A 21,628-nucleotide genomic window follows, 5' to 3' on the forward strand; every position below is an offset into this window, starting at 1 on the left:
TCAACAACAAATGCAGGGAGGCTGCGTGGAATCGCTTCGCATCACGCTCGAACAGTCCGAGATCCCGACCCACTGGTACAACGTCGTCGCCGACATGCCCAATCCGCCGCTGCCGCCGCTCGGTCCGGATCACCAGCCGGTGTCGCCGGAACAGATGGGAATGATCTTTCCGCCGGCGATCCTGGCGCAGGAAATGTCGGCCGAGCGCTGGATCCCGATCCCCGATCCGGTGCGCGAAATCTATCGGCTGTGGCGCCCGTCGCCGCTGATTCGCGCCCGGCGGCTCGAAGAAGTGCTCGGCACCCCGGCGAGAATCTACTACAAGTACGAGGGCGTTTCTCCGGCCGGTTCGCACAAGCCGAATACGGCCGTACCACAGGCCTACTATAACCAGCAGGCGGGCATCAAGCGCATCACGACCGAAACCGGCGCCGGACAATGGGGTTGTTCGATGGCCTTTGCCGGCCAGATGTTTGGCCTCGAGGTGCGCGTCTACATGGTCAAGATCAGCTACCAGCAGAAACCCTTCCGCCGGTCGATGATGCAGACCTGGGGCGCCGAGGTGTTTGCCAGCCCGTCGAAGATGACCCAGAGCGGCCGTGATCTGCTGGCCAGGGACCCGGAGAACCAGGGCTCGCTGGGCATCGCCATTTCCGAAGCAGTCGAGGAGGCCGCCTCGAGGGCGGACACCAGCTACGCGCTGGGCTCGGTGCTCAATCACGTGGCCCTGCACCAGACGATCATTGGTCAGGAGGCACGGAAGCAGTTCGAGAAGGTCGGCGACTGGCCGGATGTGATCTTCGCGCCCTGTGGCGGCGGTTCGTCGTTTGCCGGCGTTGCTTTTCCGTTCGTCGCCGACAACGCAGCCGGGGGACGGAACGGCCGGCCGACACGGCTGGTTGCCGTCGAACCAAGCTCGTGTCCGACGCTGACCAAGGGCACCTACGCCTACGACTTCGGCGACGCGTCCGGCTTCACGCCGCTGATGAAGATGTACACCCTTGGCCATGATTTCATGCCCCCGGGAATCCATGCCGGCGGCCTGCGCTACCATGGCGATTCGCCACTGGTCTCACAGCTCTACCATGAAGGCCTGATCGAGGCGGTGGCCGTCGCACAACTGGCGACTTTTGAAGCCGGTGTGATGTTTGCCCGCGCCGAGGGGGTCATCCCTGCACCCGAGTCCAACCACGCCATCCGCGCGGCGATCGACGAGGCCGTGCTTTGCCGGCAGAACGGCGAAGCCCGGACGATCTTTTTCAATCTCACGGGGCACGGGCATTTCGACATGGCCGCGTACGACCGCTATTTCGCCGGCGATCTGGAGGATTTCGAGTACCCGGCTGAGGCCATCCGGGCTTCGCTGGAACATCTGCCGAAGATCAGGTGACGGTCTTGCTGCGTCTCGCCGTTTTCCTTCTGGTCCTGGCCAACCTGCTCTTTTTTGCCTGGGCGCAGGGTCACCTCGGCAAGCCGGGCAACCCGGACGCGCGCCGCTTCGGGCAGCAGTTGCATCCCGAGCAGGTGAAGGTCGTCTCGCGGGGTGAGCCACCGCGCGCCGCGAACAGGAAGGACGAGGCGGAGGCGGCAGTGACCAACAAGAAGGACGGCGAGAGCTGTCAACTGTGGGCGGATCTGGCCAACGCCGATGCCGACCAGGTCGAGCGATTGCTGGGCGAACATTTTGCAGGCTTCAAGGCGGCGCGCCGCACAAGCGCGGAAATCAGCGGCTACTGGGTCTTCGTCCCGCCACTGGCCAGCAAGGAGGAGGCGAAACGGAAGACGGCCGAACTGGAAGAACTGGGCGTCCAGGAGTTTTTCGTCGTGCAGGGCGGCGGGCCCTACCAGTTGGCCATTTCGCTCGGCACCTACCGTACCGAGGCTGGCGCCAACACGCGTCTTGAAGCGCTGCGTGCCAAGGGGGTCAAATCCGCCCGCGTCGGCGAGCGTCGCGGCAAGCCGGTCAACACGCTCGAAATTCGTGGACCTGAAGCACAGGCCGAAACGCTGCACCAGGCGATTGTCGCGCTCCTGCCAAAGGCCAGTTCCGCCGCCTGCAAAGCGAACGTCGTGAACGGCGAGTCAGCGCCATGAGTTTCGTGGTCGGCTTGACCGGTGGCATCGGCAGTGGCAAGAGCACGGTCGCCGATTCTTTTGCCCGACGAGGGGCTGCGCTGGTAGATACGGATGCCATTGCTCACCAACTGACCGGGCCGCAGGGCGGAGCAATGAGGGAAATTGCTGCCGCTTTTGGCGATGACGTGCTACGGGCGGACGGGGCCCTGGACCGGGTGGTGATGCGCCGCATGGTTTTCTCCGATCGGTCAGCCAAGGCGGGTCTGGAAGCCATACTTCATCCGCTGATCAGGCAGCAGAGTGAAGTTCTCTGCGCGGCTGCGGTGGCCGCGCCTTACGTGCTGCTCGTCGTTCCTTTGCTCGTTGAGTCGGGCGGCTACCGCCAGCGCGCGGACCGGATCCTGGTCGTCGACTGCGATGAGGCGGTGCAGGTTTCGCGCGTCATGGCGCGCAGCGGTCTCACGGCAGAAGCGGTCAGGGCGATCATGGCGACGCAGGCCTCGCGGGCCGAGCGGCGGGCGGCGGCCGACGATGTGGTGCACAACGATGGCGGCCTCGATGCTTTGGCACCGCAGGTAGATGCCCTGCACCAGCACTATCTTGATCTGGCTCGGGGGAAACGGTCATGACCTGTCAGGACACTGCGGATCATGAAATTCATGACCGTTTCCCCTCACCCCCCGACCCCTCTCCCGCGCGCGCGGGAGAGGGGAGATTTGTGAGTCGCCGGCGCGACTTTGATAGTAACTTCATGCTGGCCGTTGAGGTTTTGCTGCAAATGATTCAGAATCATGGCAAATTCTTGTTACTGACGCTGGCGCCAGGTGTGATCACCTACGAATATCCTTTCAACGAACGCATACGCACACTGCTGCGCCTGGAGGATCTGTTCCAGAAGGCGGGCAGCTTCATGGAGCGTGACGCTTCGCAGGAACACCACGTGGTGCTCCTGACACTCTTCGAGATCCTCGATGTGGCTGGGCGCGCCGACCTGAAAATGGATCTGATCCAGGAACTCGAACGCCAACGGCAAAGCCTGCTGGTTTTTCGCAACAATCCGGATATCTCGGAGGACGCACTGTCCAGCGCACTGTACGAGATTGAGCACGCTTCGGCGGCGCTGCTCGGCATGACCGGAAAGATCGGCCAGCACCTGCGCGACAACGACTGGCTGATGAGCATCAAGAGTCGTGCCAGCATTCCTGGGGGGGTCTGCGAATTCGATCTGCCTTCGTATCACTACTGGCGCCATCAAGCACCCGGAATTCGGCGCGAGGCGCTGCTTTCCTGGCTGCAGCCAATGTTGCCGCTGCGTGACGCGTTGACCATCGTTCTCCGCCTGTTGCGCGCCAGTGGGCACCCCGAGCATCACGTGGCTACCGGCGGCGCTTTCCAGTTGATGCTTGGCGGGAGCAGTTCGCAGATGGTACGCATTTCCCTCAAGCTGCATGACCCCTTCATTCCCGAAATCAGCGCCAACAAATATGCCCTGAACATTCGTTTTACGCGCCCCGACAGCGACCATCGGCCACGCCATTGTGACAACGATGTCGAATTCGACATGCTGTTCTGCAACCTGTAGATACCTTTCGAGACGTTGCAGAACGTCGCCAACCACATGCTGCCCCTCCCCGTCACTACCGGACGCCGCCATGAGCAGCCGCCAGCTTCGCCAACGCAACTTGCAGCAGCGTACCCTCATTGCCAGCGCGGCTGCGCGACTGATGGCCGAAGACGGCATCACCGACCTGGCGCTTGCCAAACGAAAGGCGGCGCGCAATCTTGGCCTGCCGGACAGTGTGGCCATGCCCGACGACAGCGAAGTCGAGGCCGAATTACGGACCTATCAGCGGCTGTTTCAGCATGAGGAACAGGAGGCAAGAAACCTTCACCTGCTGCGCGCCGCCGTCCGACTGATGGCGACCATGGAACGTTTCAATCCGTATCTGAGCGGCGCGGTGCTCGAAGGTATGGCAGGTCGCTTCACGGAAATCGATATTCAGTTGTTCACCGACAGCGCCAAGGACGTCGAGATCTTCCTGCTCAACGAAAGCATCGCTTTCCGGCACAGCGTGCCGCGCAGCGATCGTGCCGAGGCGGTGCTGACACTTGTTGCCGATGATGACGTGATCGCCAACCTGGTCATCTACCCGCGTGACGACGAACGCATCAGCTTCAAGACCCGCGATGGCCGAGTTCGCGAACGAGCGCGCCTGCATGAAGTCAATTTGCTGTTGGCGGCGAGCTGATGGCCCTGGCGATGAAACTGGGAAGCGTCGTGACGGCCAGCCTGGCTGCCGTCATTACAGCCTTGCTGGCCGGACTCTACTTTGGGGCCGAGTCTGTCGCGACGAGGCCCATGGTTTCGTCGGCGGTCACGACCGATGCGGTAGCCCAGCTCTTTGCCAGTCACCTGGACGATGTACAGGGCCAGCCCCATGCGTTCTCGCGATGGCAAGGCAAGACGCTGGTCGTTAACTTCTGGGCCACCTGGTGCCCCCCTTGTCGGCAGGAGATGCCGGTATTTTCGCGTCTGCAGGACCGCTATGCGGCGCAGGGCGTTCAGTTCGTCGGCATTGCGCTCGACTCCACCGAGAGCGTGCGAGCCTTTGCCGGACGCTCGCCGGTCAACTATCCGCTGCTGATTGGCGGACCGGAAGGCGTGGTGCTGGCCCAGGCTTTGGGAAACTCGAGCCTGAGCCTTCCGTATACGCTGGTCTTGAGTCCTCAGCGCGAGCCGCTCCTGATCCGTATGGGGCCCCTCTCGGAGAGCGAACTGGAACGGATCCTTGCCATGGCGCCGGCTCCCTGAAGAGGGATGGAGTAGAATCCCTGCCCAGAGAGCATTTCGATCATCGGGGGGACTGGCGCCAGGCCCTGGCACGACCGTCAGCAAGAATTATCATCGGGAGAAAAATCCATGGATCTGCGAAAACTGAAGAAACTCATTGATCTTGTCGAAGAGTCCAGTATCACCGAACTCGAGATCAACGACGCCGAGGAGCGGGTTCGCATCGTCAAGAACGGTGGCGCGAGCGCTCAACACGCCTACGCGCCGCCACCGGTTGTCCCCACCTCGGCGACGGCGCCTGCTGCGGCCACTGTGCCGCTCGAACCCAAGCTACCCGAGGGTGATGTCCTTAAAGCGCCGATGGTTGGCACGTTTTACCGGGCCTCGAGTCCGGGCGCCGAGCCCTTTGTCGAAGTCGGCAGTGTGGTCAAGGTTGGCGACACGCTGTGCATTATTGAAGCCATGAAATTGCTCAACGAGATCGAAGCCGAAGATGCGGGTACGGTCAAGGCTATTCTGATCGAAAACGGCCAGCCGGTAGAATACGGTGAGCCGCTGTTCGTCATCGGCTAACGGTCACGACCGTTTCCCTCCCTTGCAGGGCGCATTCCGGCTTGCGGGAGAGGGGTGATTCGTGAGTCGCTGGCGCGACTTTAACAGTAAGGAGAGCCTTCGGCCATGTTCGGGAAAGTCCTCATAGCCAATCGCGGAGAGATTGCGCTCCGTATCCAGCGTGCATGTCGCGAACTGGGCATCAAGACCGTCGTCGTGCACTCCGAGGCAGATCGTGAGGCCAAGTACGTCCGGCTTGCCGACGAATCGGTATGCATTGGTCCGGCACCTTCCGCCCTGAGCTACCTCAATGTTCCCGCCATCATCTCGGCGGCCGAAGTCACCGATGCGCAGGCCATTCACCCCGGCTACGGTTTCCTCTCCGAGAACGCCGATTTTGCCGAGCGAGTGGAGTCGTCGGGTTTCGTCTTTATCGGTCCGCGTCCCGAAACGATCCGGCTGATGGGCGACAAGGTCTCGGCCAAGGAGGCCATGCGACTCACCGGGGTTCCCTGTGTGCCAGGCTCGGAGGGTGTGTTACCCGAGGATCCCAGGGAAGTCTTGCTGATTGCCAAGGCCGTCGGCTACCCCGTGATCATCAAGGCGGCGGGCGGCGGTGGCGGTCGCGGGATGCGCGTCATTCATACCGAAGCGGCGCTCATCAACGGCGTCACCATGACCCGTTCAGAGGCGCAGAGCTTCTTCGGCAATCCGAACGTTTACCTTGAGAAGTACCTTGAGAATCCGCGGCACATCGAGATTCAGGTGCTCGCCGACAGTTTCAGGAATGCGGTTTATCTTGGCGAACGCGATTGTTCGATGCAGCGTCGTCATCAGAAAATCATCGAGGAGGCGCCGGCTCCGGGTATTGCGAGCCGCCACATCGTGCGCATCGGCGAACGTTGTGCCGAAGCGTGCAGAAAGATCAACTATCGCGGCGCGGGAACCTTCGAATTCCTCTACGAGAACGGCGAGTTCTTTTTCATCGAGATGAACACCCGTATCCAGGTCGAGCATCCGGTCACTGAACAGATTACCGGCGTCGATCTCGTGGCCGAGCAGATTCGTATCGCTGCGGGTGAGAAGCTGCGCTTCAGACAGCGCGATCTCAGTTTTCGTGGGCACGCGATCGAATGCCGCATCAACGCCGAAGATCCCTACACCTTCGTCCCGTCGCCGGGCAAGATCAGCTTCTATCATCCACCCGGCGGGCCAGGCATTCGCGTCGACTCGCACATCTATCAGGGTTACACCGTTCCACCGAACTACGACTCGATGGTCGCCAAGGTAATTTCTTACGGCGATAGCCGCGACCAGGCCATTCGCCGCATGCGCATAGCACTGTCGGAAATGAGCATCGAAGGCATCAAGACCAACATCGCCCTGCATCAGGAACTGATGCACGATGCCCGCTTCATGGAGGGCGGGACGAGCATTCACTACCTTGAGCATCGCCTGGCGGCCAAGGACGAAGTCAAGAAGGGCGGTTGACCGGCGCCGATCAGATGGCCTGGCTATCCCTGAGCATCGAGACCGACTGCCTGCACGCCGAGGCGCTTGCTGACGCGCTGCTCGAGGCCGGCGCGCTGGCCGTCAGCATCGAGGATGCGGACGCCGGGACGGCGGACGAAAAACCACAGTTTGGCGAGCCCGGTTCGATTACCAGACCGGGCTGGGACCGCTCACGCGTCAGCGCACTGGTCAAACCGGACACCGATAGCCGTCTACTGATCGGCACCTGTGCTGCGCAGGCGGGTCTCGACGCGTTGCCGACCTTCACGCACGAGGAGGTCGCCGAGCAGGACTGGGTCCAGGTGACGCAATCGCAGTTCGAACCGATCCGCGTCTCGGAGCGCCTGTGGATCGTTCCCTCATGGCACGACGCGCCTGATCCGGCGGCCATGGTTCTCGTCATGGACCCGGGAATGGCCTTCGGCACCGGCTCGCACCCGACCACACGCCTGTGCCTGGAGTGGCTTGAGCGAACCATCAGCACGGGTATGTCGGTACTCGATTATGGTTGCGGTTCCGGTATTCTGGCCATTGCCGCCGCCCGACTCGGAGCCGCCGAAGTCCTCGGGGTCGATATAGACGAGCAGGCGGTGACCGCGTCGACAAGCAATGCTCAGCGCAACGGGGTCAGCGCCCGCTTTCAGGACTCTGGCCGCGAGTTGAGCGGGCAGTTCGACGTCGTCGTGGCCAACATTCTCGCCAACCCGCTCAAGGTACTGGCGCCGGCGATCAGTGGGCACGTCCGTCGCGGCGGACGCCTGGCACTTTCAGGCATTTTGCTCGAGCAGACCGACGACTTGATCGCTGCCTACGCCCCCTGGCTGCCGCTCGCTGTTGCCGATACGCGCGACGGCTGGGTATGCCTCACTGGCGTCAAGGCCTAGAGCCTTGAAAACCTGCTGCCCTAACTGCCGGACGATCTTTCTGGTCACCGCCGAGCAGCTCGGTGCGCGCGCCGGGAGAGTCCGCTGCGGGCAATGCCGCACGGTATTCAGTGGCTTCGAGAGGCTGCTCGACGACAGCGAGTCGGTGGTCGCTCTCAGCCCCTCGCCGCCGGGCCACGCTGACCACGAGACTCCTGCTGCCGCGCCTCCGCTGCCTGACGAGGAAGACGCGCTTCATGCCGAGGGCGGATCGACCGGCGTCCTTCCCCCGCAGGCGAGTGACGCGCTGTTTGCCGATCTGCCTGCCCACTCGTCTGCCGAAGGTGCTGGCTGTGCGCTTTCCAGCCATGCATCGGCCGCCACAGACAGCCTGGATCTGCCGCGCGCAACAAGAGAGGTTGCGGGTGACAGCCGAAGGCTGGGAGGGGTGATGAATCAACCGAGCGGATCACCGGCTGCCAGGCACTTCAACAAGCCTTTCGCGGTCGTTGCCATGCTCCTTGTCGCGACGCTCGCTGGCCAGCTTGCCTTTCATTTTCGCACCGCCATCGCCATCGCGTCACCCGGCCTGCAGCCCACCCTCGAAGCGCTGAGCGGCGCGTTGGGCAGCGACATGCCACTGCCACGCGATGCTGACCAGATCAGCATCGAAGCTTCTGATCTGCAGAGCGAGCCGGGGCGCAGCACCCTGTTGGCGCTGCAAGTCACGCTCCACAATAGAGCGAGCCATGCGCAGGCGTACCCGGCGCTCGACCTGGCGCTCACCGATACCAGCGACAGGACCATCGCCCGCCGCGTCCTGCTGCCCGACGACTATCTGCCACCCACTACGCTGGAGCAGAAAGCGTTTGCGCCCAACGCCGACCTCGAGGCGCGCCTGTGGCTTGATGTGAAACCGCTTGACGCGGCAGGTTACCGGCTGTACGTTTTTTACCCGTGATCACTGGGGCGCTTCCCGTGTACTGCGCCCTGTCGGCACTCACACCGCTCTCCCTGGAAAGTCGTTCGCGACGCGGCCGTGGTGGCACAGTGGGATGCGCTGGTGGCGCGCTGGCAGCCGCTGGGTTTCCAGCGGGGCGCCTTCGGCCGGGTCAACGACAGCGGCACGTTTTACCCGGCAGTTACGCAACCTGTATCAAGAATTCGGTGTGCGCGGCACCATCGCCTTCATGCGCAACTCCTGCGCCGCGCCCTGGCTTGACCCAGCACACTTGGCGATCGTACCGAAGCCCCCACGACCTCTCACATCCCACTGACTGACCCCACACCACGCGCTCCGCAAGCGCTCCTTTGCCGCCAGCTGACCGCATCTGACCGCCTCAGCGGCCAAAGCGGGCGTTACCGGCAAACGGGCCCGATTCGACGGGGTCATGCGTCAGGGCTGGTTGGACAAGCTCCTGATTGACCCAACTGCCTACTTGTGATGTAATCCACACCTCTGTCCGGCCGGTGGTGCGGGCTGGAGCCTGGCCCGCACAAGGGTCCGGGGCTGGCGGCAACAGAAAGGGGCGCACACCGACAGTCTGGATGATTCCTGCCGCTGCGGCGCATCTTCAGCGGGCTGGCTGGTCATCGTTGCACCAATGCAGGGCGATTAACTCAGCGGTAGAGTGCCACCTTCACACGGTGGAAGTCAGTGGTTCGATCCCACTATCGCCCACCATCCGGCTTGACGAGCTGGTTGCCCCCTCTTGATTATCCCCACGACCTCGTTGCAAATGGCCTCCAAGCGCCGGCTAAAATGGCCACGTTTCTGGTAGAATGGATACGTCGGCTCTGTCGCCGGCATTCAACGACCATCGAAGAGCGTAATTCGCGGGTCTCCTTGTTACGACGTTGCCGAGATATGACCACTTCACCGCACTCCTCTTTCATCATCGTCGGCCTAACCAGCACCGGCAAGAAGTTTCGCCCCAGCGACTGGGCCGAGCGGCTGTGCGGGGTGTTATCGGTGTTCGGGGCCGAGAAGCGAATGCGTTATTCGCCCTACGTTGGCCCCAGGAACTACAAAGGTGAAAAGGCCGTTTTCGTAAACGGCAGCCTTTATGAAGTCGAGCCCATGGCTTATCGCTTTGTTCTCCACTTCGCACAGGACAACGATCTGCAGTTGATCCACGAAGACTCGCCAGCGGATCAGCAGAGCAAGTCAGCGTAGGCAGATTTTCACTGCAGGCGGCTGCGGTTCAACCAGCGAAGCCCGGTACTGGGACTGCTCCAGCGCACGTACCGGAGGAGGCCGGGTCGGCTCTCAGCGAACCCGCCTGACGTGTGCCCCGAGCTGGCCGAGCTTCTCCTCGATTCGTTCGTAACCCCGGTCGAGATGATAGATTCGGTCGATCACCGTCTCGCCCTGCGCTACCAGGCCGGCGATGACCAAACTGGCTGACGCGCGCAGGTCGGTGGCCATTACCGTCGCACCATCGAGGCGCTCGACGCCGGTGACCATGGCATTGCTGGCGTCGATTCTGATGTCGGCTCCCATGCGGATCAGTTCGACGGCGTGCATGAAGCGATTCTCGAAGATCGTCTCGCGAATCACCGCCGACCCCTCGGCAATACAGTTGATGGCCATGAACTGGGCTTGCATGTCGGTCGGAAAAGCCGGGTACGGTGAGGTGCGGATGCTGACTGCCCGGAGTTTCTGCGGCGCGTTCAGCGTGATCGCCTCGCGCTCGATGACGATGTCACAGCCGGTGTCGAGCAGCTTGTCGACCACTGCGTCGAGATAGGCAGCTGAAGTCCCGGTCAGACGAATGCTGCCGCCGGTAGCTGCGGCAGCACAAAGGTAGGTACCCGTCTCGATGCGGTCGGCCATGATCGCGTGCCTTGCGCCATGTAAACGTTCCACACCGCGGATGCGAATCTTGTCGGTACCGGCCCCGGAGATTTGCGCCCCCATCGAAACGAGGCAGTTGGCCAGGTCGACCACTTCCGGCTCGCGAGCCGCGTTTTCGATGATCGTCTCGCCCTCGGCCAGCACCGCTGCCATCATCAGGTTCTCGGTACCGGTCACCGTGACCATGTCGGTGACGATGCAGGCACCCTTGAGGCGGCCAGCCCCGGCCTTGGCCTGGATGTAGCCGTGCTCGACAGTGATCTCGGCGCCCATGGCCTGCAGTCCCCGAATGTGCTGTTCGACCGGCCGCGCACCAATCGCGCAGCCGCCGGGCAACGACACCCGTGCCTCACCGTGACGCGCAAGCAAGGGGCCGAGGACCAGGATCGATGCGCGCATGGTCTTGACCATGTCGTACGGGGCAAGCGGGTTATTGAGCCCCTTGCTGTCGAGTACCAGGCCATTGCTGCCATCAGGGCTGACCTCAACGCCCATCTGCTCGATCAGGCGCAGCATGGTCGAGATATCCCTGAGCTGCGGCACGTTGGAGAGTTGCAGAGGCTCAGAGGTCAGCAGACAGGCGCAGAGAATCGGCAAGGCCGCGTTCTTGGCTCCGGAAATGGCAATTTCGCCACACAGTGGTGTGCCGCCTTGGATCAGTAGCCTATCCATGCGCGGCACTCCACTCTTCGGGGGTCTGCGTTTTCATCGAAAGGGCGTGCAACTCGCCACTGTTGAAGTGCCCACGCAGAATTTCGTTCACTCGCTGCTGCCTTTGCACGCGACTCTTGCCGACGAAGTCGGCACTGACGATCAGGGCTTCGAAGTGGTGGCCATCGCCGATGACCTGCAGGTGCTCGCAGGGCAGACCTGCCGCTATGATGGTGTGAACTTGTTCGGGGTGCATCATGATTCAGGACCTCAGTTTGTAACCGCTCCTGAGAAGCATCAGCGTCGCCGCCGACACCAGCAGGAAACTTGTGGCGACGACGGCCAGGCTGGTCTCGGGCGCCACGTCGGAGACGCCGAAAAAGCCGAAGCGGAAACCGTCGATCATATAGAACACGGGATTGAAACGCGATACCTGCTGCCAGAAATGCGGTAGTGAATGGATCGAGTAGAAAACGCCGGAGAGCATCGTCAGCGGCATGATCAGGAAGTTCTGAAAGGCCGCCAACTGGTCGAATTTGTCGGCCCATATTCCGGCGACCATACCCAGCGCTCCCATGATGCCGCCGCCGAGAACGATGAAGGTCAGGATCCAGAGCGGCTCGACGAAGGTCGGTAGCGCAAACCACACGGTCACCAGCAGAACGCCCACTCCGACCATCATGCCGCGCAGCATCGCGGCAACGACATAGGCCAGAAAAAACTCGACGTACGAGATCGGCGGCAGAAGGACGAACACCACGCTGCCGGTCACCTTCGACTGAATCAGGCTGGAAGAACTGTTGGCAAAGGCGTTCTGCAGTGCAGACATCATCACCAGTCCGGGAATGAGAAAGGCGGCGTAGGACACCCCGTGGACTTGCACGTGCGCTTCGAGAACATGCGAGAAGATCATCAGGTAGAGCATCGCCGTCAGCACCGGCGCGCCGACCGTCTGGAAACTCACCTTCCAGAAGCGCAGCACCTCCTTGTAGAGCAAGGTTCGGAAGCCGCTCATGGCCGCGAGGTTTCCTGCCGGGGGCTGCTGCTCTGCATGACGCCGAGAAAGACGTCTTCGAGATCGGTCTGGGTCAGCCGCAGGTCATCCATCAGGCAGCCGGCTTCGCGCACCGCCACCAATAAAGGCTCGATCTCGCCGACGCCCGCGAGTTGGAAGGTCCACATCCCCTCGCTTTCGCTCGCCCGTGCGCGCAGCGCTGGCGGCAGCGGCGCCGGACCAGAGAGGCGCAAGTGCAGGGCCTGGCCCGAGACGCGGGCCAGCAGGTTGCGAGTAGTGTCGAGGGCGACCACACGCCCCTCTTTGAGCATCGCGATTCGCCCGCACAAGGCTTCGGCTTCCTCGAGGTAATGCGTGGTCAGGATCACCGTATGGCCGTCGCGATTGAGGCGCCGGACGAATTGCCACAAGCCCTGCCGCAACTCGACATCGACGCCGGCCGTCGGTTCGTCGAGAACGATGACTGGCGGCTTGTGCACCAGCGCCTGCGCGACCAGCACCCGCCGCTTCATGCCACCCGACAGACGGCGCATGTTGGTGTCGGCCTTGGCCGTCAGATCGAGGTTGGCCAGAATCTCGTCGATCCAGTCGTCGTTGTGGCGTATCCCGAAGTAGCCCGACTGGATGCGCAGGCTCTCCCGCACCGAAAAAAAAGGGTCGAAAACCAGTTCCTGCGGCACCACGCCAAGCAAGCGCCGCGCGTCCCGGTAGCCGGTGACGACGTCGTGTCCCATGACGGTCAGGGTGCCCGAATCCGGACGCGCCAGACCTGCCAGGCAGGAGATCAGGGTGGTCTTGCCCGCCCCGTTGGGGCCGAGGAGACCAAAGAACTCGCCCTCGGCGATCCGCAACGAAACGCCGGCCAGTGCGCGCAATGAAGCAAAGCGCTTTTCGACGCGATCAATGGCTACGGCGACGCTCACGGCATCTACACTGGCGAACAGGCGGCGCGCCGCCTGTTCAGGCGAGCGGGAGTAGTTCGGAAACGCCGTAGAGCGTCGCCAGGCTGATCAGGCTGGCCGGCGGATTCGCAATACGCAGCCCCACCAGGTCACGCTCGCCGGCGGTGCGCAGCCAGCCAAGAACGACGCCCAAGGCCGACGAATCCACCTCTCCGACGGCCTGCAGGTCGACGACCGAAGCAGCAGGCTGCTGGCCCCTGGTGTCCAGGAGGAGGCGCCCTGTCTCAAGCAGGGTGCGCGCGTTGGCGATCACCATGGGCACCGTGACGGACAGTCCGCCTTCGGTCCGCTCGATCATTTCTTGCCGGCTTCGAGTTGCTTGTTGCGATTCCCCAGCATCTGGATCAGTCCGTCAATGCCATTGTTGCGAACTTCCTGGCGGAAAGTATCGCGGTAATTGGTGACCAGGCTGACGCCGGCGACGATGACATCGTAGACCTTCCATTTGTCACCCTCCTTGGCCAGCGCGTAATCGAGTGGCACCGCCTTGCTGCCCGGCTGGACGATTTCGGTCCTGACGATTACATCGTTGTCCCCCGCCTGCAATTTGCTTGGCTTGTAGGACACGGTCTGGTTCTTGTAGGAGGTCAGCGCATTCGAATAGGTACGTACCAAGAGTGTCTTGAACTCTTCCGACAGGCGTTTCCTTTGCTCCGGCGTCGCCTTGTTCCAGTCACGCCCCATGGCCAGTGCGGTCATTCGCTGAAAATCGAAATAAGGGATCACCTTGGCATCGACCAGTTCGATCGCCTTGCGCGTATTACCGCTCTGGATGTCCGTGTCCTGGCGAACGATGGTCAGCACATCGTCGGTCACCTGGCGAATCATTCCATCCGGCGAACTCTCCTGGGCAAAGGACGAGGTGAGCACGACAAACAAGCCAAACAGCAGTGATACCAGTGATTTCATGAACATTTTCCGGCAAGTGTGGGTAGATCTGGTGAGCGCAGCCGTTGCGTTGGCCGACGCGGAAGACTAATCGTCAAGGGGGACGCGCGGCGGATCACCATCAAAGACCTCATTGCGGCGATGCTGCAGATATGCATCCCTGATGTAGTTGTACTTGTCAAAAGCGGCCTCTTCGACCACCTTGTCGGAAGGCAGGAGCGTAGCGCGCAAGTCGATGTATCGCGTCGCGACGAGGCTGTTGCGCAGCGCCATGTCATCCAGTCGCCACACCGGATCGTAAAAGGTGTCGACCATCCAGCCAAAGGTATCACGGGTCGTACGCGGTCCGATTAGTGGCCAGTAGAAGTAGGGGCCGTCACCGACGCCCCACACGGCAAGCGTCTGGCCGAACTCTTCGGAATGCTTGGTCAGCCCCATTTCACCCGCCACGTCAAAGGCGCCGCCGATCCCGACCGTGCTATTGATCAACACCCGCCCGACATCCGACAGGGCATCCCCGCCCTTGCCCTGCAGCAGGTTGTTGAGCGCGGTCCAGGCATCCCAGAGATTCCCGAAGAAATTGCCGACGACCACCTTGACCGGCAGCGGAGCCACCGTATCGTAGCCCTGCGCCACCGGTTTGACGACGACATCAAGGCCTTCATTGACGGCGAACATCGCACGGTTGAAGCCCTCGAAGGGGTCCTTGGGATTGTTCGCCGTCGTCGCGCATCCGCTGGCAGCGACAATCGTGGCGGCACAGACCAGGAACGACCGGCGCGTGCTTCGGTCAGGCTTCACTTTTGTCCTTTCATACTATTGTTCACTGGGTCATTCCGATGCCTTGTTGAACATGAATTGGCTGATCAGTTTCTCCAGAACCACTGCCGACTGCGTCTTAGCGATCACGTCGCCCGCCTTGAGCATCTTCTCATCGCCGCCAGGGTCCAGTCCGATGTACTGCTCGCCCAGCAAGCCAGCGGTCAGGATCAAGGCGAAGGTATCCTTGGGAAAGCGATAGCGGCCGTCGATGCTGAAGGTCACCACCGCCTCATACGTTTCCGGGTCGAAATGTACCTCGGCGACCCGCCCGACGACCACGCCCGCACTCTTCACCGGCGCCCGAACCTTCAAGCCACCGATATTAACAAACTTGGCCGTCAAGAGGTAAGACTCGGCAAAGTTGGCACTGGACAGATTGCCGACCTTCAGCGCCAGAAAGAGCACTGAAGCGAGCCCCAGAGCAACAAAAAAACCGACCCACAGGTCGAGCAGCTTGCGACTCATCAAGTCTCCCGAAACATGAAAGAGGTCAATACAAAGTCCAGCGCCAGGATCGCCAGTGCCGACTTGACGACCGTTCCCTTGATCGAGCTGGATACACCTTCCGCCGTCGGTACGGCGTCATAGCCTTCAAAAACGGCAATCAGGGACACCGCGACACCAAAAACGAAGCTCTTCACGATGCCACTCCAGACATCGTAGCGAAAATCGACCGAAGCCTGCATCTGCGACCAGAAAGCGCCCTCATCGACGCCGATGAAGACAACGCCGATCAGATAGCCGCCGAAGACCCCGGTGGCCGAGAAGAGCGCGGCCAGCAAGGGCATCGAGATCACGCCTCCCCAGAAACGCGGCGCCACCACGCGGGCAATCGGGTTGACCGCCATCATGTCCATTGCGGTCAGTTGCTCGGTGGCCTTCATCAGACCGATTTCGGCGGTGATCGACGAACCCGCTCGCGAGGCAAAGAGGAGCGCGGCGACCACGGGGCCCAGTTCCCGTACCAGCGACAGCGCTACGAGAACGCCGAGCGCGTCGGCCGATCCGTAGCGCTGCAGTGTTTCGTAGCCCTGCATGCCGAGCACCATGCCGATGAACAGTCCAGAGACCATGATGATCAGCAGCGACTGGAAACCTGAAAAATAGATCTCGCGAATCGTCAGATTCAGGCGTCGGAAAGACTGCCCGGAACAGGCCAGAAGCATGATAAAGAAGCGGGTCGCAAACCCCAGTCGCTGCAGCGCATCGTTGACCTGGTGTCCCAGTCTGGCGACGATCGACAGCAACACATGCTGACCCGAGCTAGGCTTGCTCATCTGCGCCTCTCCCCAGCAGTTCCTCAGCGATGGGAACTGCCGGATAGTGGAAGGGTACCGGTCCGTCCGCTTCGGCAAAAACGAACTGATGGACAAAAGGATCCTTGGAAGCCCGGATCTGGTCCGGAGTTCCGAGCGCGACGATCTTCCCGTCAGACATGAAATAGATGAAATCGACGATCAGCAGGGACTCCTGGATGTCGTGGGTGACCATGATCGTGGTCGCACCGAGCGCGTCATTCAGCTTGCGGATCAGTTGTCCGATGACGCCCAGCGAGATCGGATCGAGGCCGGCAAAAGGCTCGTCGTACATGATCAGCATTGGATCGAGCGCGATCGCCCGCGCCAGCGCTACTCGCCTGGCCATGCCGCCGGAGAGCTCGGCGGGCATCAGTTGATGCGCTCCGCGCAGGCCGACTGCATTGAGTTTCAGGAGGACCATATCGCGAATCAATTCCTCCGGCAGGTCGGTGTGCTCGCGCATCTGGTAGGCGACGTTGTCAAAAACCGAAATATCAGTGAACAAGGCGCCAAACTGGAACAACATGCCCATTCGCCGGCGCAGTGCGTACAGTTCGTCATTGCCCAGATGGGGCACGGAAAGGCCGTCGACCAGAACCTCGCCGCGGCTTGGCTTGAGCTGCCCGCCGATCAGCCGCAACAGGGTGGTCTTGCCGCAACCCGAGCCGCCCATGATGGCCACCACCTTGCCGCGCGGAATCTCCATGCTGATGCCCTTGAGGATCGGTCGATCGTCGTAGGCAAAATCCAGATCCTTGATTTCGACAAGATTATCGGCCGACACCGCAGTATCCCAGGACAAAAAACGAGCGCGAATTATACCTGAACGACGGGCGTCATCGCCGTCAATTCCTTGGCGCCAATTCAATTGTGGAATAATGCCGGAAAGGCTGCATTATGCTGCCAGGCGATTCTTTTCATGACCACCCAACCGGACACCCCACTGCGCGACAAGCCCTTCCTGCTCATCGTCGATGACGACGCGCTGATTTGTGACACCTTGAGTTTTTCGTTGACCCCGCTATTTGAGGTGCTCACCAGCCACTCGCGTCCACACTGCATGCAACTGCTTGGCCAACTGCGCCATTTGCCTGAACTGGCCCTCGTCGACCTTGGTCTGCCGCCGCTGCCGCATCGGCCCGACGAGGGCTTTGCCCTGATTTCGGATCTCCTCAAGGTCTCCCCGGAGATCCGCATCGTTGTCCTCTCGGGACAGAGCGACGAGGGTAACGCGCGCCATGCGCGGACCCTTGGGGCGGTCGACTTTGTCGCCAAGCCATGCGACCCCGGCGATCTGCAACAGGTTCTCAAGCGCGCTCTGGCGTTTCGTGCGCTGGATGAGGTATGTCACAGGAGCAATAGTGCGTCACCTTTGATCGGCAACAGCTCGGCCATGGAGAAGCTGCGGGTGCAAGTGCGACAGTATGCCGATTTACCGTTCCCGGTTCTCATCGAGGGCGAATCGGGCAGCGGCAAGGAGATCATCGCCAAGGGTTGTCTGCATCATGATACCAGACGCCGCTCCAGGCCTTTTCTGGCGCTCAATTGTGCTGCCGTGTCGCCCAACCTGGTCGAGGCAACGTTGTTCGGTTACGCCAGGGGTGCGTTTACCGGCGCCGCAGCGATGAAGGCTGGCTATTTTGAAGATGCCGCCGACGGCACTCTGTTCCTTGACGAGATTGGCGAATTGGCACTCGAACTCCAGGCGAAGCTGCTCCGGGTGCTGGAGAATGGCGAATACCAGCGGGTCGGCGAAACCCAGCAGAGAGTCAGCCAGGCGCGCATCATCGCGGCCACCAACCGTGACCTGCGCCGTGAGGCGAAGTCCGGCAATTTCCGGGCCGATCTCTACCACCGGCTGTCGGTCTGTTCGATCGTTGCTCCTCCACTGCGCGAGATGGGCGATGACAAGCTTTTGCTCCTGAACCACTTCCGGCACCTTTACGCAGCACAGATGCAGCAACAGCCGTTCGATCTTGCCGCGAATGCAAAGGACTTGTGGCTCGGCTATGCATTTCCGGGCAATGTGCGTGAACTGCGCAACATCGTCATTCGGTTGACCACCAAACACCCTGGGCAGACCGTCGATTCCCGGTTGCTGGAAGGCGAACTGGATTTGCCGGACGAGCCAGTGGCCGTCGCAGCGAGTCCGGCGCTGGACGAAATGACCAGTGAGGCGATCGTTGCCGCCGCGACGCAGCGCCTGCGGCAGCGAGATCCCTTCAGCCTTGATCGCCTGCTCGACGCCACCGAACAGGGCTACATCGAGGCCGCGCTAAAACTGGCGCACGGCAATGTCAGTCAGGCCGCACGCCTGCTCGGCATTCACCGCACGACGCTTTACAACCGTATGGAATCGTCGTCGCGGGAGCCGTAATGTATGACGTGTGGTGTTCAATGGGTGATTTGATCTGATGTGCAATCCATGATGCATGATCGGGCATGATGTATCTCGACCACTTCGGGCTGCGTCAGGCGCCGTTTCGCATCACGCCGCACACCGAATTCTTCTTTACTGGCGCCAATCGGGGGGCCACGCTCGAGGCGCTGATCTACGCGATCACGCACGACCAAGGAATCGTCAAGGTCAGCGGTGAGGTCGGCAGCGGCAAGACGATGCTCTGCCGGATGCTACTCGAGAGGCTGCCGAACAACGTCGAGACGGTCTATCTGGCCAACCCGCTGCTGTCGCGTGGCGAGATACTCGTGGCGATTGCCGACGAACTGCAGCTTCCCCTGCCCGACGAACGCAGCCATCTGTGGCTGCGCCTCTTGCAGGAGCGCTTGCTGGCCATCTACGCTGCCGGTCGCCAGGTCGTTGCGCTGATCGACGAGGCGCATGCCATGCCACCGGAAGCGCTTGAAGAGATTCGCCTGCTCTCCAACCTCGAATCGAAGCAGCACAAACTCCTGCAGATTGTCCTGTTTGGTCAGCCGGAACTCGATCACCGCCTGAGTGAATGGGCCATGCGCCAGCTCAACGACCGCATTACGCACCACTTCCAGTTGGCGCCGATGCGCGCCAACGACGTCGCGGTGTATCTGATGTTCCGGCTGCGCTCGGCTGGCTACCACGGCCCGGATCTGTTTACCAAGCGTGCCGTCCAATTGATCAGCCGGGCGTCCGAAGGGCTTAATCGCCGAATCAATATCCTGGCCGACAAAGCGCTGCTGGCCGCTTTTTCCGACGGCGTTCATCAGATTGCTGGCCGCCAGGCCAAGGCCGCCATCCGCGACGCTCGTTTTCGGCCCTTGAGTCGGCGGTGCGGCACCTGGTGGCCATGGGCCGGAGCGGCTTTGGCCCTCTGTGCGATGGCCGGCCTGGCTTACGTCGCCGGCCGGCCGACCCTCGGCGGATGAGCGCTGCGCCGGGCATTGCCGTCGTAGCGGCGGTTACTGTGGCCGCCCCCGCGCCACAGCACCGCCCTCTGTGGACACCCCGGGCGCCATCTCCGTCGGGCGAAGGCACTGTCGGCGGCGACCATAGTCGCTTGATATCTTGCTGCGCAGATAGTGCAGCGCACTTGAGAGGAGAGGCAACATGAGGCGATCGATTCACTCTTGCAGCCTGGTGGTGGGCAGCTTGCTGGTCGGCATGTCCGGCGTTGCCGATGCCCAGGCGCTGTTTCTGGCGCGGCGCGCGGTCGGACGCATCGAGCAGATGGCGCAGTCTGCGCCGAGCACTGGAGCCTCGTACGACACCGCGACGGTGATCGTCGAGGTGGCGCCGGACAAGGTTTTCGAGACCATCAAGCGCCTGCTGGCTCAGAACACCGAAGTCCGCGTGACGCGTAGCAATGACGCCAGGCGCTCGATCGAATTCACCGACGGAACGCAGATTGGCGGCATCCAGGTCAACCCGCTCAACGACAATCTGGCGCAGCTGATGGTGTCCACCGCGCATCCCGGCATCGCAACCTCGACCACGTCGATCATCGTGACGCGCATTCTGAACGTGTGCCGGGAACTGAACGTCGTTTGCCAGTTGCCCGATTCTTGAGCCTGCCGGCGGGTCAGAAAAGCGGAGACGCGCCAGCTTCCCGCTCGACCGGGTTCGCGCCGCTCGCCGTCAGCTTGTCGGCTGCGCTCACCCAGCCGCCACCCACCCATCGCCTTGTAGATGTTGACCGACGAGGCGAACAGCGACCCACGACTGGACGCCAGATTGAGTTCGGCCGGGAACAGGGTCCGCTCGGCCTGTTGCACTGTCGAATAGCCTGTGTAACCACCGTCGTACTGCAACCGGGCAAGACGCGCGTATTCGGTCAAGGCGACGACCGGCCGCTTCTCGTGCCGCCGGTCACCCTCGAACAGACCGCTAGAGGCAACTTCGGTCTTGCTTCAAGGCGGATCCCGAATCCCTGATCCGAGGTGATGTTGCCGTATTAGGCGTTGCACGAGGCACGATGACCGTTGCAGACGGGACTTGCGTCCAACCGCAGCAAACATCGCCGGACGAAACCTGACAGAAATGTAATCCGGAAGCCATGCTGCCGACTGGATCCGAAGTATAGACTGTGGATAGTCCGAGGTTATTGGACAACCAAGAGTCCATCCCGCTCAACCCTTGGAAGAAATCCCCATGAAACCGCAATCGATCCTTTCGGCAGCTCTGTTTACCGCCATCGTCGCTTTTGCCGTTGGCGCGCAGGCCGCGTCTGATACGGATAAGGCCGCTGAAGGCAAGGATCCCGTTGCCGGTGCGCAAGCCCCCGCTGCCAGCGTGCAAGCCGAAAAGAAAGTAAGACCTCACTCTCACCTCGAGGAAAAAACCGGCGTGCCGCAGAAAGCACCGGAACCTCAGTTGAACAAGCCGAATTCGGCCAAGGACATGAGCAAGCACTATCATCCTCGGGACATGAAGTAAGCGGGGCCATCACGAGACCTCTTTCACGGGGGCCGCGGCTCGCCGACGATGAACAGTCAAAAGCAGGATGAACACGGCAACCGGTGCTCCTGTCGTCTGCTTGCAGAAGCTGTCGGCTGCAACCCGAAGACGATACGCTTTACCTTTTGTCAGGCGGTGTTGATGAAGCACTGGGCCGTTGAATGCAACCATGGCTGCCCTGATGCACCTGGGAAATCGCGGCGCAGCGTCAGTTTGCACGGCGTCGGACCGATCAACCTGATCAAGGCTATTCTGATCAAGAACAAGTGACCTGAAGGCCATGCCGCCAGTTGCAGGAATCGGCGATTCGCCACTCGTTCCGCCACCCTCGCACACCGGGCAGCATGGCGTCAGGCTGCCAGTGTAGAAACGCCAGGTGAGAGATTCGAGCAATCGTTTTCGACTGCAGAGATGGATGTCGAACGATCCAAGTTTGCGGAGAATGCAGTGATG

The 21,628-nt window shown here is 61.6% G+C and carries 26 protein-coding genes and 1 tRNA gene; 17 read left to right on the top strand and 10 right to left on the bottom strand.

What is annotated here, in order from left to right; all coding sequences use genetic code 11:
* Window positions 1-25 precede the first annotated feature (25 nt).
* From ACCAA_RS18315 to ACCAA_RS18370, 12 genes are all read left to right on the top strand, one after another.
* Complete coding sequence (locus tag ACCAA_RS18315; protein ID WP_186408686.1) at window positions 26-1,390, top strand: TrpB-like pyridoxal phosphate-dependent enzyme; 1,365 nt, start codon at window positions 26-28, stop codon at window positions 1,388-1,390.
* Window positions 1,387-2,094 (top strand): SPOR domain-containing protein, encoded by a 708-nt coding sequence (locus ACCAA_RS18320; protein ID WP_186408687.1) that lies wholly within the window; start codon window positions 1,387-1,389, stop codon window positions 2,092-2,094. Before ACCAA_RS18315 ends, ACCAA_RS18320 begins: the two co-directional genes overlap by 4 nt.
* The gene (coaE, locus tag ACCAA_RS18325; RefSeq protein WP_186408688.1) at window positions 2,091-2,705 is read left to right on the top strand and encodes a dephospho-CoA kinase; all 615 of its coding nucleotides are present in this window, start codon (window positions 2,091-2,093) and stop codon (window positions 2,703-2,705) included. Before ACCAA_RS18320 ends, coaE begins: the two co-directional genes overlap by 4 nt.
* Window positions 2,706-2,902: 197 nt before the next feature.
* Window positions 2,903-3,658 carry a cell division protein ZapD gene (zapD, locus tag ACCAA_RS18330; protein WP_186408728.1) on the top strand — a complete coding sequence of 252 codons (756 nt, stop codon included), beginning with the start codon at window positions 2,903-2,905 and terminating at the stop codon, window positions 3,656-3,658.
* Window positions 3,659-3,728: 70 nt separating this feature from the next.
* On the top strand, window positions 3,729-4,325 hold the full coding sequence (locus tag ACCAA_RS18335; protein ID WP_186408689.1) for a hypothetical protein: 597 nt from the start codon (window positions 3,729-3,731) through the stop codon (window positions 4,323-4,325).
* Window positions 4,325-4,888: a TlpA family protein disulfide reductase gene (locus ACCAA_RS18340; RefSeq protein ID WP_186408690.1), complete on the top strand. Its 564-nt coding sequence runs from the start codon at window positions 4,325-4,327 to the stop codon at window positions 4,886-4,888. Before ACCAA_RS18335 ends, ACCAA_RS18340 begins: the two co-directional genes overlap by 1 nt.
* Window positions 4,889-4,996: 108 nt before the next feature.
* A complete protein-coding gene (gene accB, locus ACCAA_RS18345; protein ID WP_186408691.1) occupies window positions 4,997-5,440 on the top strand; it encodes an acetyl-CoA carboxylase biotin carboxyl carrier protein in 444 nt (147 codons plus the stop codon).
* A 105-nt stretch (window positions 5,441-5,545) separates the two neighbouring features.
* Complete coding sequence (gene accC / locus ACCAA_RS18350; RefSeq protein WP_186408692.1) at window positions 5,546-6,910, top strand: acetyl-CoA carboxylase biotin carboxylase subunit; 1,365 nt, start codon at window positions 5,546-5,548, stop codon at window positions 6,908-6,910.
* Between the two features lie 14 nt (window positions 6,911-6,924).
* Entirely contained in the window at window positions 6,925-7,815 is an 891-nt protein-coding gene (gene prmA / locus ACCAA_RS18355; RefSeq protein ID WP_186408693.1) for a 50S ribosomal protein L11 methyltransferase, read from the top strand.
* A gap of 4 nt (window positions 7,816-7,819) precedes the next feature.
* The gene (locus ACCAA_RS18360; RefSeq protein WP_186408694.1) at window positions 7,820-8,755 is read left to right on the top strand and encodes a DUF3426 domain-containing protein; all 936 of its coding nucleotides are present in this window, start codon (window positions 7,820-7,822) and stop codon (window positions 8,753-8,755) included.
* A 648-nt stretch (window positions 8,756-9,403) separates the two neighbouring features.
* A tRNA-Val gene (locus ACCAA_RS18365) sits at window positions 9,404-9,478 on the top strand.
* Window positions 9,479-9,661: 183 nt separating this feature from the next.
* The gene (locus ACCAA_RS18370) at window positions 9,662-9,970 is read left to right on the top strand and encodes a DUF3579 domain-containing protein (RefSeq protein ID WP_186408695.1); all 309 of its coding nucleotides are present in this window, start codon (window positions 9,662-9,664) and stop codon (window positions 9,968-9,970) included.
* Window positions 9,971-10,063: 93 nt separating this feature from the next.
* On the opposite strand, the gene murA is transcribed toward ACCAA_RS18370, so the two are convergent.
* The 10 genes from murA to ACCAA_RS18420 all read right to left on the bottom strand — a co-directional run bounded on the left by murA (window position 10,064) and on the right by ACCAA_RS18420 (window position 17,071).
* The gene (murA, locus tag ACCAA_RS18375; RefSeq protein ID WP_186408696.1) at window positions 10,064-11,323 is read right to left on the bottom strand and encodes a UDP-N-acetylglucosamine 1-carboxyvinyltransferase; all 1,260 of its coding nucleotides are present in this window, start codon (window positions 11,321-11,323) and stop codon (window positions 10,064-10,066) included.
* The gene (locus ACCAA_RS18380; protein ID WP_186408697.1) at window positions 11,316-11,561 is read right to left on the bottom strand and encodes a BolA family protein; all 246 of its coding nucleotides are present in this window, start codon (window positions 11,559-11,561) and stop codon (window positions 11,316-11,318) included. Before ACCAA_RS18380 ends, murA begins: the two co-directional genes overlap by 8 nt.
* Window positions 11,562-11,564: 3 nt before the next feature.
* Entirely contained in the window at window positions 11,565-12,317 is a 753-nt protein-coding gene (locus ACCAA_RS18385) for an ABC transporter permease (RefSeq protein ID WP_186408698.1), read from the bottom strand.
* On the bottom strand, window positions 12,314-13,240 hold the full coding sequence (locus ACCAA_RS18390; protein WP_186408699.1) for an ABC transporter ATP-binding protein: 927 nt from the start codon (window positions 13,238-13,240) through the stop codon (window positions 12,314-12,316). The genes ACCAA_RS18385 and ACCAA_RS18390 overlap by 4 nt, the downstream gene beginning before the upstream one ends.
* A gap of 37 nt (window positions 13,241-13,277) precedes the next feature.
* Window positions 13,278-13,577, bottom strand: coding sequence for an STAS domain-containing protein (locus ACCAA_RS18395; RefSeq protein ID WP_186408700.1), 300 nt, complete (start codon window positions 13,575-13,577; stop codon window positions 13,278-13,280).
* Window positions 13,574-14,188, bottom strand: coding sequence for an MlaC/ttg2D family ABC transporter substrate-binding protein (locus ACCAA_RS18400; protein ID WP_245754666.1), 615 nt, complete (start codon window positions 14,186-14,188; stop codon window positions 13,574-13,576). Before ACCAA_RS18400 ends, ACCAA_RS18395 begins: the two co-directional genes overlap by 4 nt.
* Window positions 14,189-14,254: 66 nt before the next feature.
* The gene (locus tag ACCAA_RS18405; protein WP_186408702.1) at window positions 14,255-14,968 is read right to left on the bottom strand and encodes an MlaA family lipoprotein; all 714 of its coding nucleotides are present in this window, start codon (window positions 14,966-14,968) and stop codon (window positions 14,255-14,257) included.
* A gap of 30 nt (window positions 14,969-14,998) precedes the next feature.
* On the bottom strand, window positions 14,999-15,454 hold the full coding sequence (mlaD, locus tag ACCAA_RS18410) for an outer membrane lipid asymmetry maintenance protein MlaD (protein ID WP_186408703.1): 456 nt from the start codon (window positions 15,452-15,454) through the stop codon (window positions 14,999-15,001).
* Complete coding sequence (gene mlaE, locus ACCAA_RS18415) at window positions 15,454-16,266, bottom strand: lipid asymmetry maintenance ABC transporter permease subunit MlaE (protein ID WP_186408704.1); 813 nt, start codon at window positions 16,264-16,266, stop codon at window positions 15,454-15,456. Before mlaE ends, mlaD begins: the two co-directional genes overlap by 1 nt.
* Window positions 16,253-17,071, bottom strand: a complete 819-nt coding sequence (locus tag ACCAA_RS18420; protein ID WP_186408705.1) for an ABC transporter ATP-binding protein — start codon at window positions 17,069-17,071, stop codon at window positions 16,253-16,255. Before ACCAA_RS18420 ends, mlaE begins: the two co-directional genes overlap by 14 nt.
* Window positions 17,072-17,206: 135 nt before the next feature.
* Here ACCAA_RS18420 and ACCAA_RS18425 point away from each other — a divergent pair, with 135 nt between their 5' ends.
* The 5 genes from ACCAA_RS18425 to ACCAA_RS18445 all read left to right on the top strand — a co-directional run bounded on the left by ACCAA_RS18425 (window position 17,207) and on the right by ACCAA_RS18445 (window position 21,445).
* Window positions 17,207-18,664, top strand: a complete 1,458-nt coding sequence (locus tag ACCAA_RS18425) for a sigma-54-dependent transcriptional regulator (RefSeq protein ID WP_186408706.1) — start codon at window positions 17,207-17,209, stop codon at window positions 18,662-18,664.
* 65 nt (window positions 18,665-18,729) lie between these two features.
* Window positions 18,730-19,647: an ExeA family protein gene (locus ACCAA_RS18430; protein WP_245754667.1), complete on the top strand. Its 918-nt coding sequence runs from the start codon at window positions 18,730-18,732 to the stop codon at window positions 19,645-19,647.
* 181 nt (window positions 19,648-19,828) lie between these two features.
* Complete coding sequence (locus tag ACCAA_RS18435) at window positions 19,829-20,287, top strand: hypothetical protein (RefSeq protein WP_186408707.1); 459 nt, start codon at window positions 19,829-19,831, stop codon at window positions 20,285-20,287.
* Between the two features lie 582 nt (window positions 20,288-20,869).
* Complete coding sequence (locus ACCAA_RS18440) at window positions 20,870-21,154, top strand: hypothetical protein (RefSeq protein WP_186408708.1); 285 nt, start codon at window positions 20,870-20,872, stop codon at window positions 21,152-21,154.
* A 48-nt stretch (window positions 21,155-21,202) separates the two neighbouring features.
* Window positions 21,203-21,445, top strand: coding sequence for a hypothetical protein (locus tag ACCAA_RS18445; RefSeq protein WP_186408709.1), 243 nt, complete (start codon window positions 21,203-21,205; stop codon window positions 21,443-21,445).
* Window positions 21,446-21,628 lie beyond the last annotated feature (183 nt).

It is taken from the genome of Candidatus Accumulibacter aalborgensis, assembly GCF_900089955.1.
Classification (GTDB): Bacteria; Pseudomonadota; Gammaproteobacteria; order Burkholderiales; family Rhodocyclaceae; genus Accumulibacter; species Accumulibacter aalborgensis.

Coding starts and splice junctions, on each gene's coding strand:
- coaE (WP_186408688.1), top strand. CDS start 2,091: ATGAGTTTCGTGGTCGGCTTGACCGGTGGCATCGGCAGTGGCAAGAGC.
- ACCAA_RS18335 (WP_186408689.1), top strand. CDS start 3,729: ATGAGCAGCCGCCAGCTTCGCCAACGCAACTTGCAGCAGCGTACCCTC.
- ACCAA_RS18340 (WP_186408690.1), top strand. CDS start 4,325: ATGGCCCTGGCGATGAAACTGGGAAGCGTCGTGACGGCCAGCCTGGCT.
- accB (WP_186408691.1), top strand. CDS start 4,997: ATGGATCTGCGAAAACTGAAGAAACTCATTGATCTTGTCGAAGAGTCC.
- accC (WP_186408692.1), top strand. CDS start 5,546: ATGTTCGGGAAAGTCCTCATAGCCAATCGCGGAGAGATTGCGCTCCGT.
- prmA (WP_186408693.1), top strand. CDS start 6,925: ATGGCCTGGCTATCCCTGAGCATCGAGACCGACTGCCTGCACGCCGAG.
- ACCAA_RS18370 (WP_186408695.1), top strand. CDS start 9,662: ATGACCACTTCACCGCACTCCTCTTTCATCATCGTCGGCCTAACCAGC.
- murA (WP_186408696.1), bottom strand. CDS start 11,323: ATGGATAGGCTACTGATCCAAGGCGGCACACCACTGTGTGGCGAAATT.
- ACCAA_RS18380 (WP_186408697.1), bottom strand. CDS start 11,561: ATGATGCACCCCGAACAAGTTCACACCATCATAGCGGCAGGTCTGCCC.
- ACCAA_RS18385 (WP_186408698.1), bottom strand. CDS start 12,317: ATGAGCGGCTTCCGAACCTTGCTCTACAAGGAGGTGCTGCGCTTCTGG.
- ACCAA_RS18395 (WP_186408700.1), bottom strand. CDS start 13,577: ATGATCGAGCGGACCGAAGGCGGACTGTCCGTCACGGTGCCCATGGTG.
- ACCAA_RS18400 (WP_245754666.1), bottom strand. CDS start 14,188: ATGAAATCACTGGTATCACTGCTGTTTGGCTTGTTTGTCGTGCTCACC.
- mlaD (WP_186408703.1), bottom strand. CDS start 15,454: ATGAGTCGCAAGCTGCTCGACCTGTGGGTCGGTTTTTTTGTTGCTCTG.
- mlaE (WP_186408704.1), bottom strand. CDS start 16,266: ATGAGCAAGCCTAGCTCGGGTCAGCATGTGTTGCTGTCGATCGTCGCC.
- ACCAA_RS18425 (WP_186408706.1), top strand. CDS start 17,207: ATGACCACCCAACCGGACACCCCACTGCGCGACAAGCCCTTCCTGCTC.
- ACCAA_RS18430 (WP_245754667.1), top strand. CDS start 18,730: ATGATGTATCTCGACCACTTCGGGCTGCGTCAGGCGCCGTTTCGCATC.
- ACCAA_RS18435 (WP_186408707.1), top strand. CDS start 19,829: ATGAGGCGATCGATTCACTCTTGCAGCCTGGTGGTGGGCAGCTTGCTG.
- ACCAA_RS18440 (WP_186408708.1), top strand. CDS start 20,870: ATGAAACCGCAATCGATCCTTTCGGCAGCTCTGTTTACCGCCATCGTC.
- ACCAA_RS18445 (WP_186408709.1), top strand. CDS start 21,203: ATGAACAGTCAAAAGCAGGATGAACACGGCAACCGGTGCTCCTGTCGT.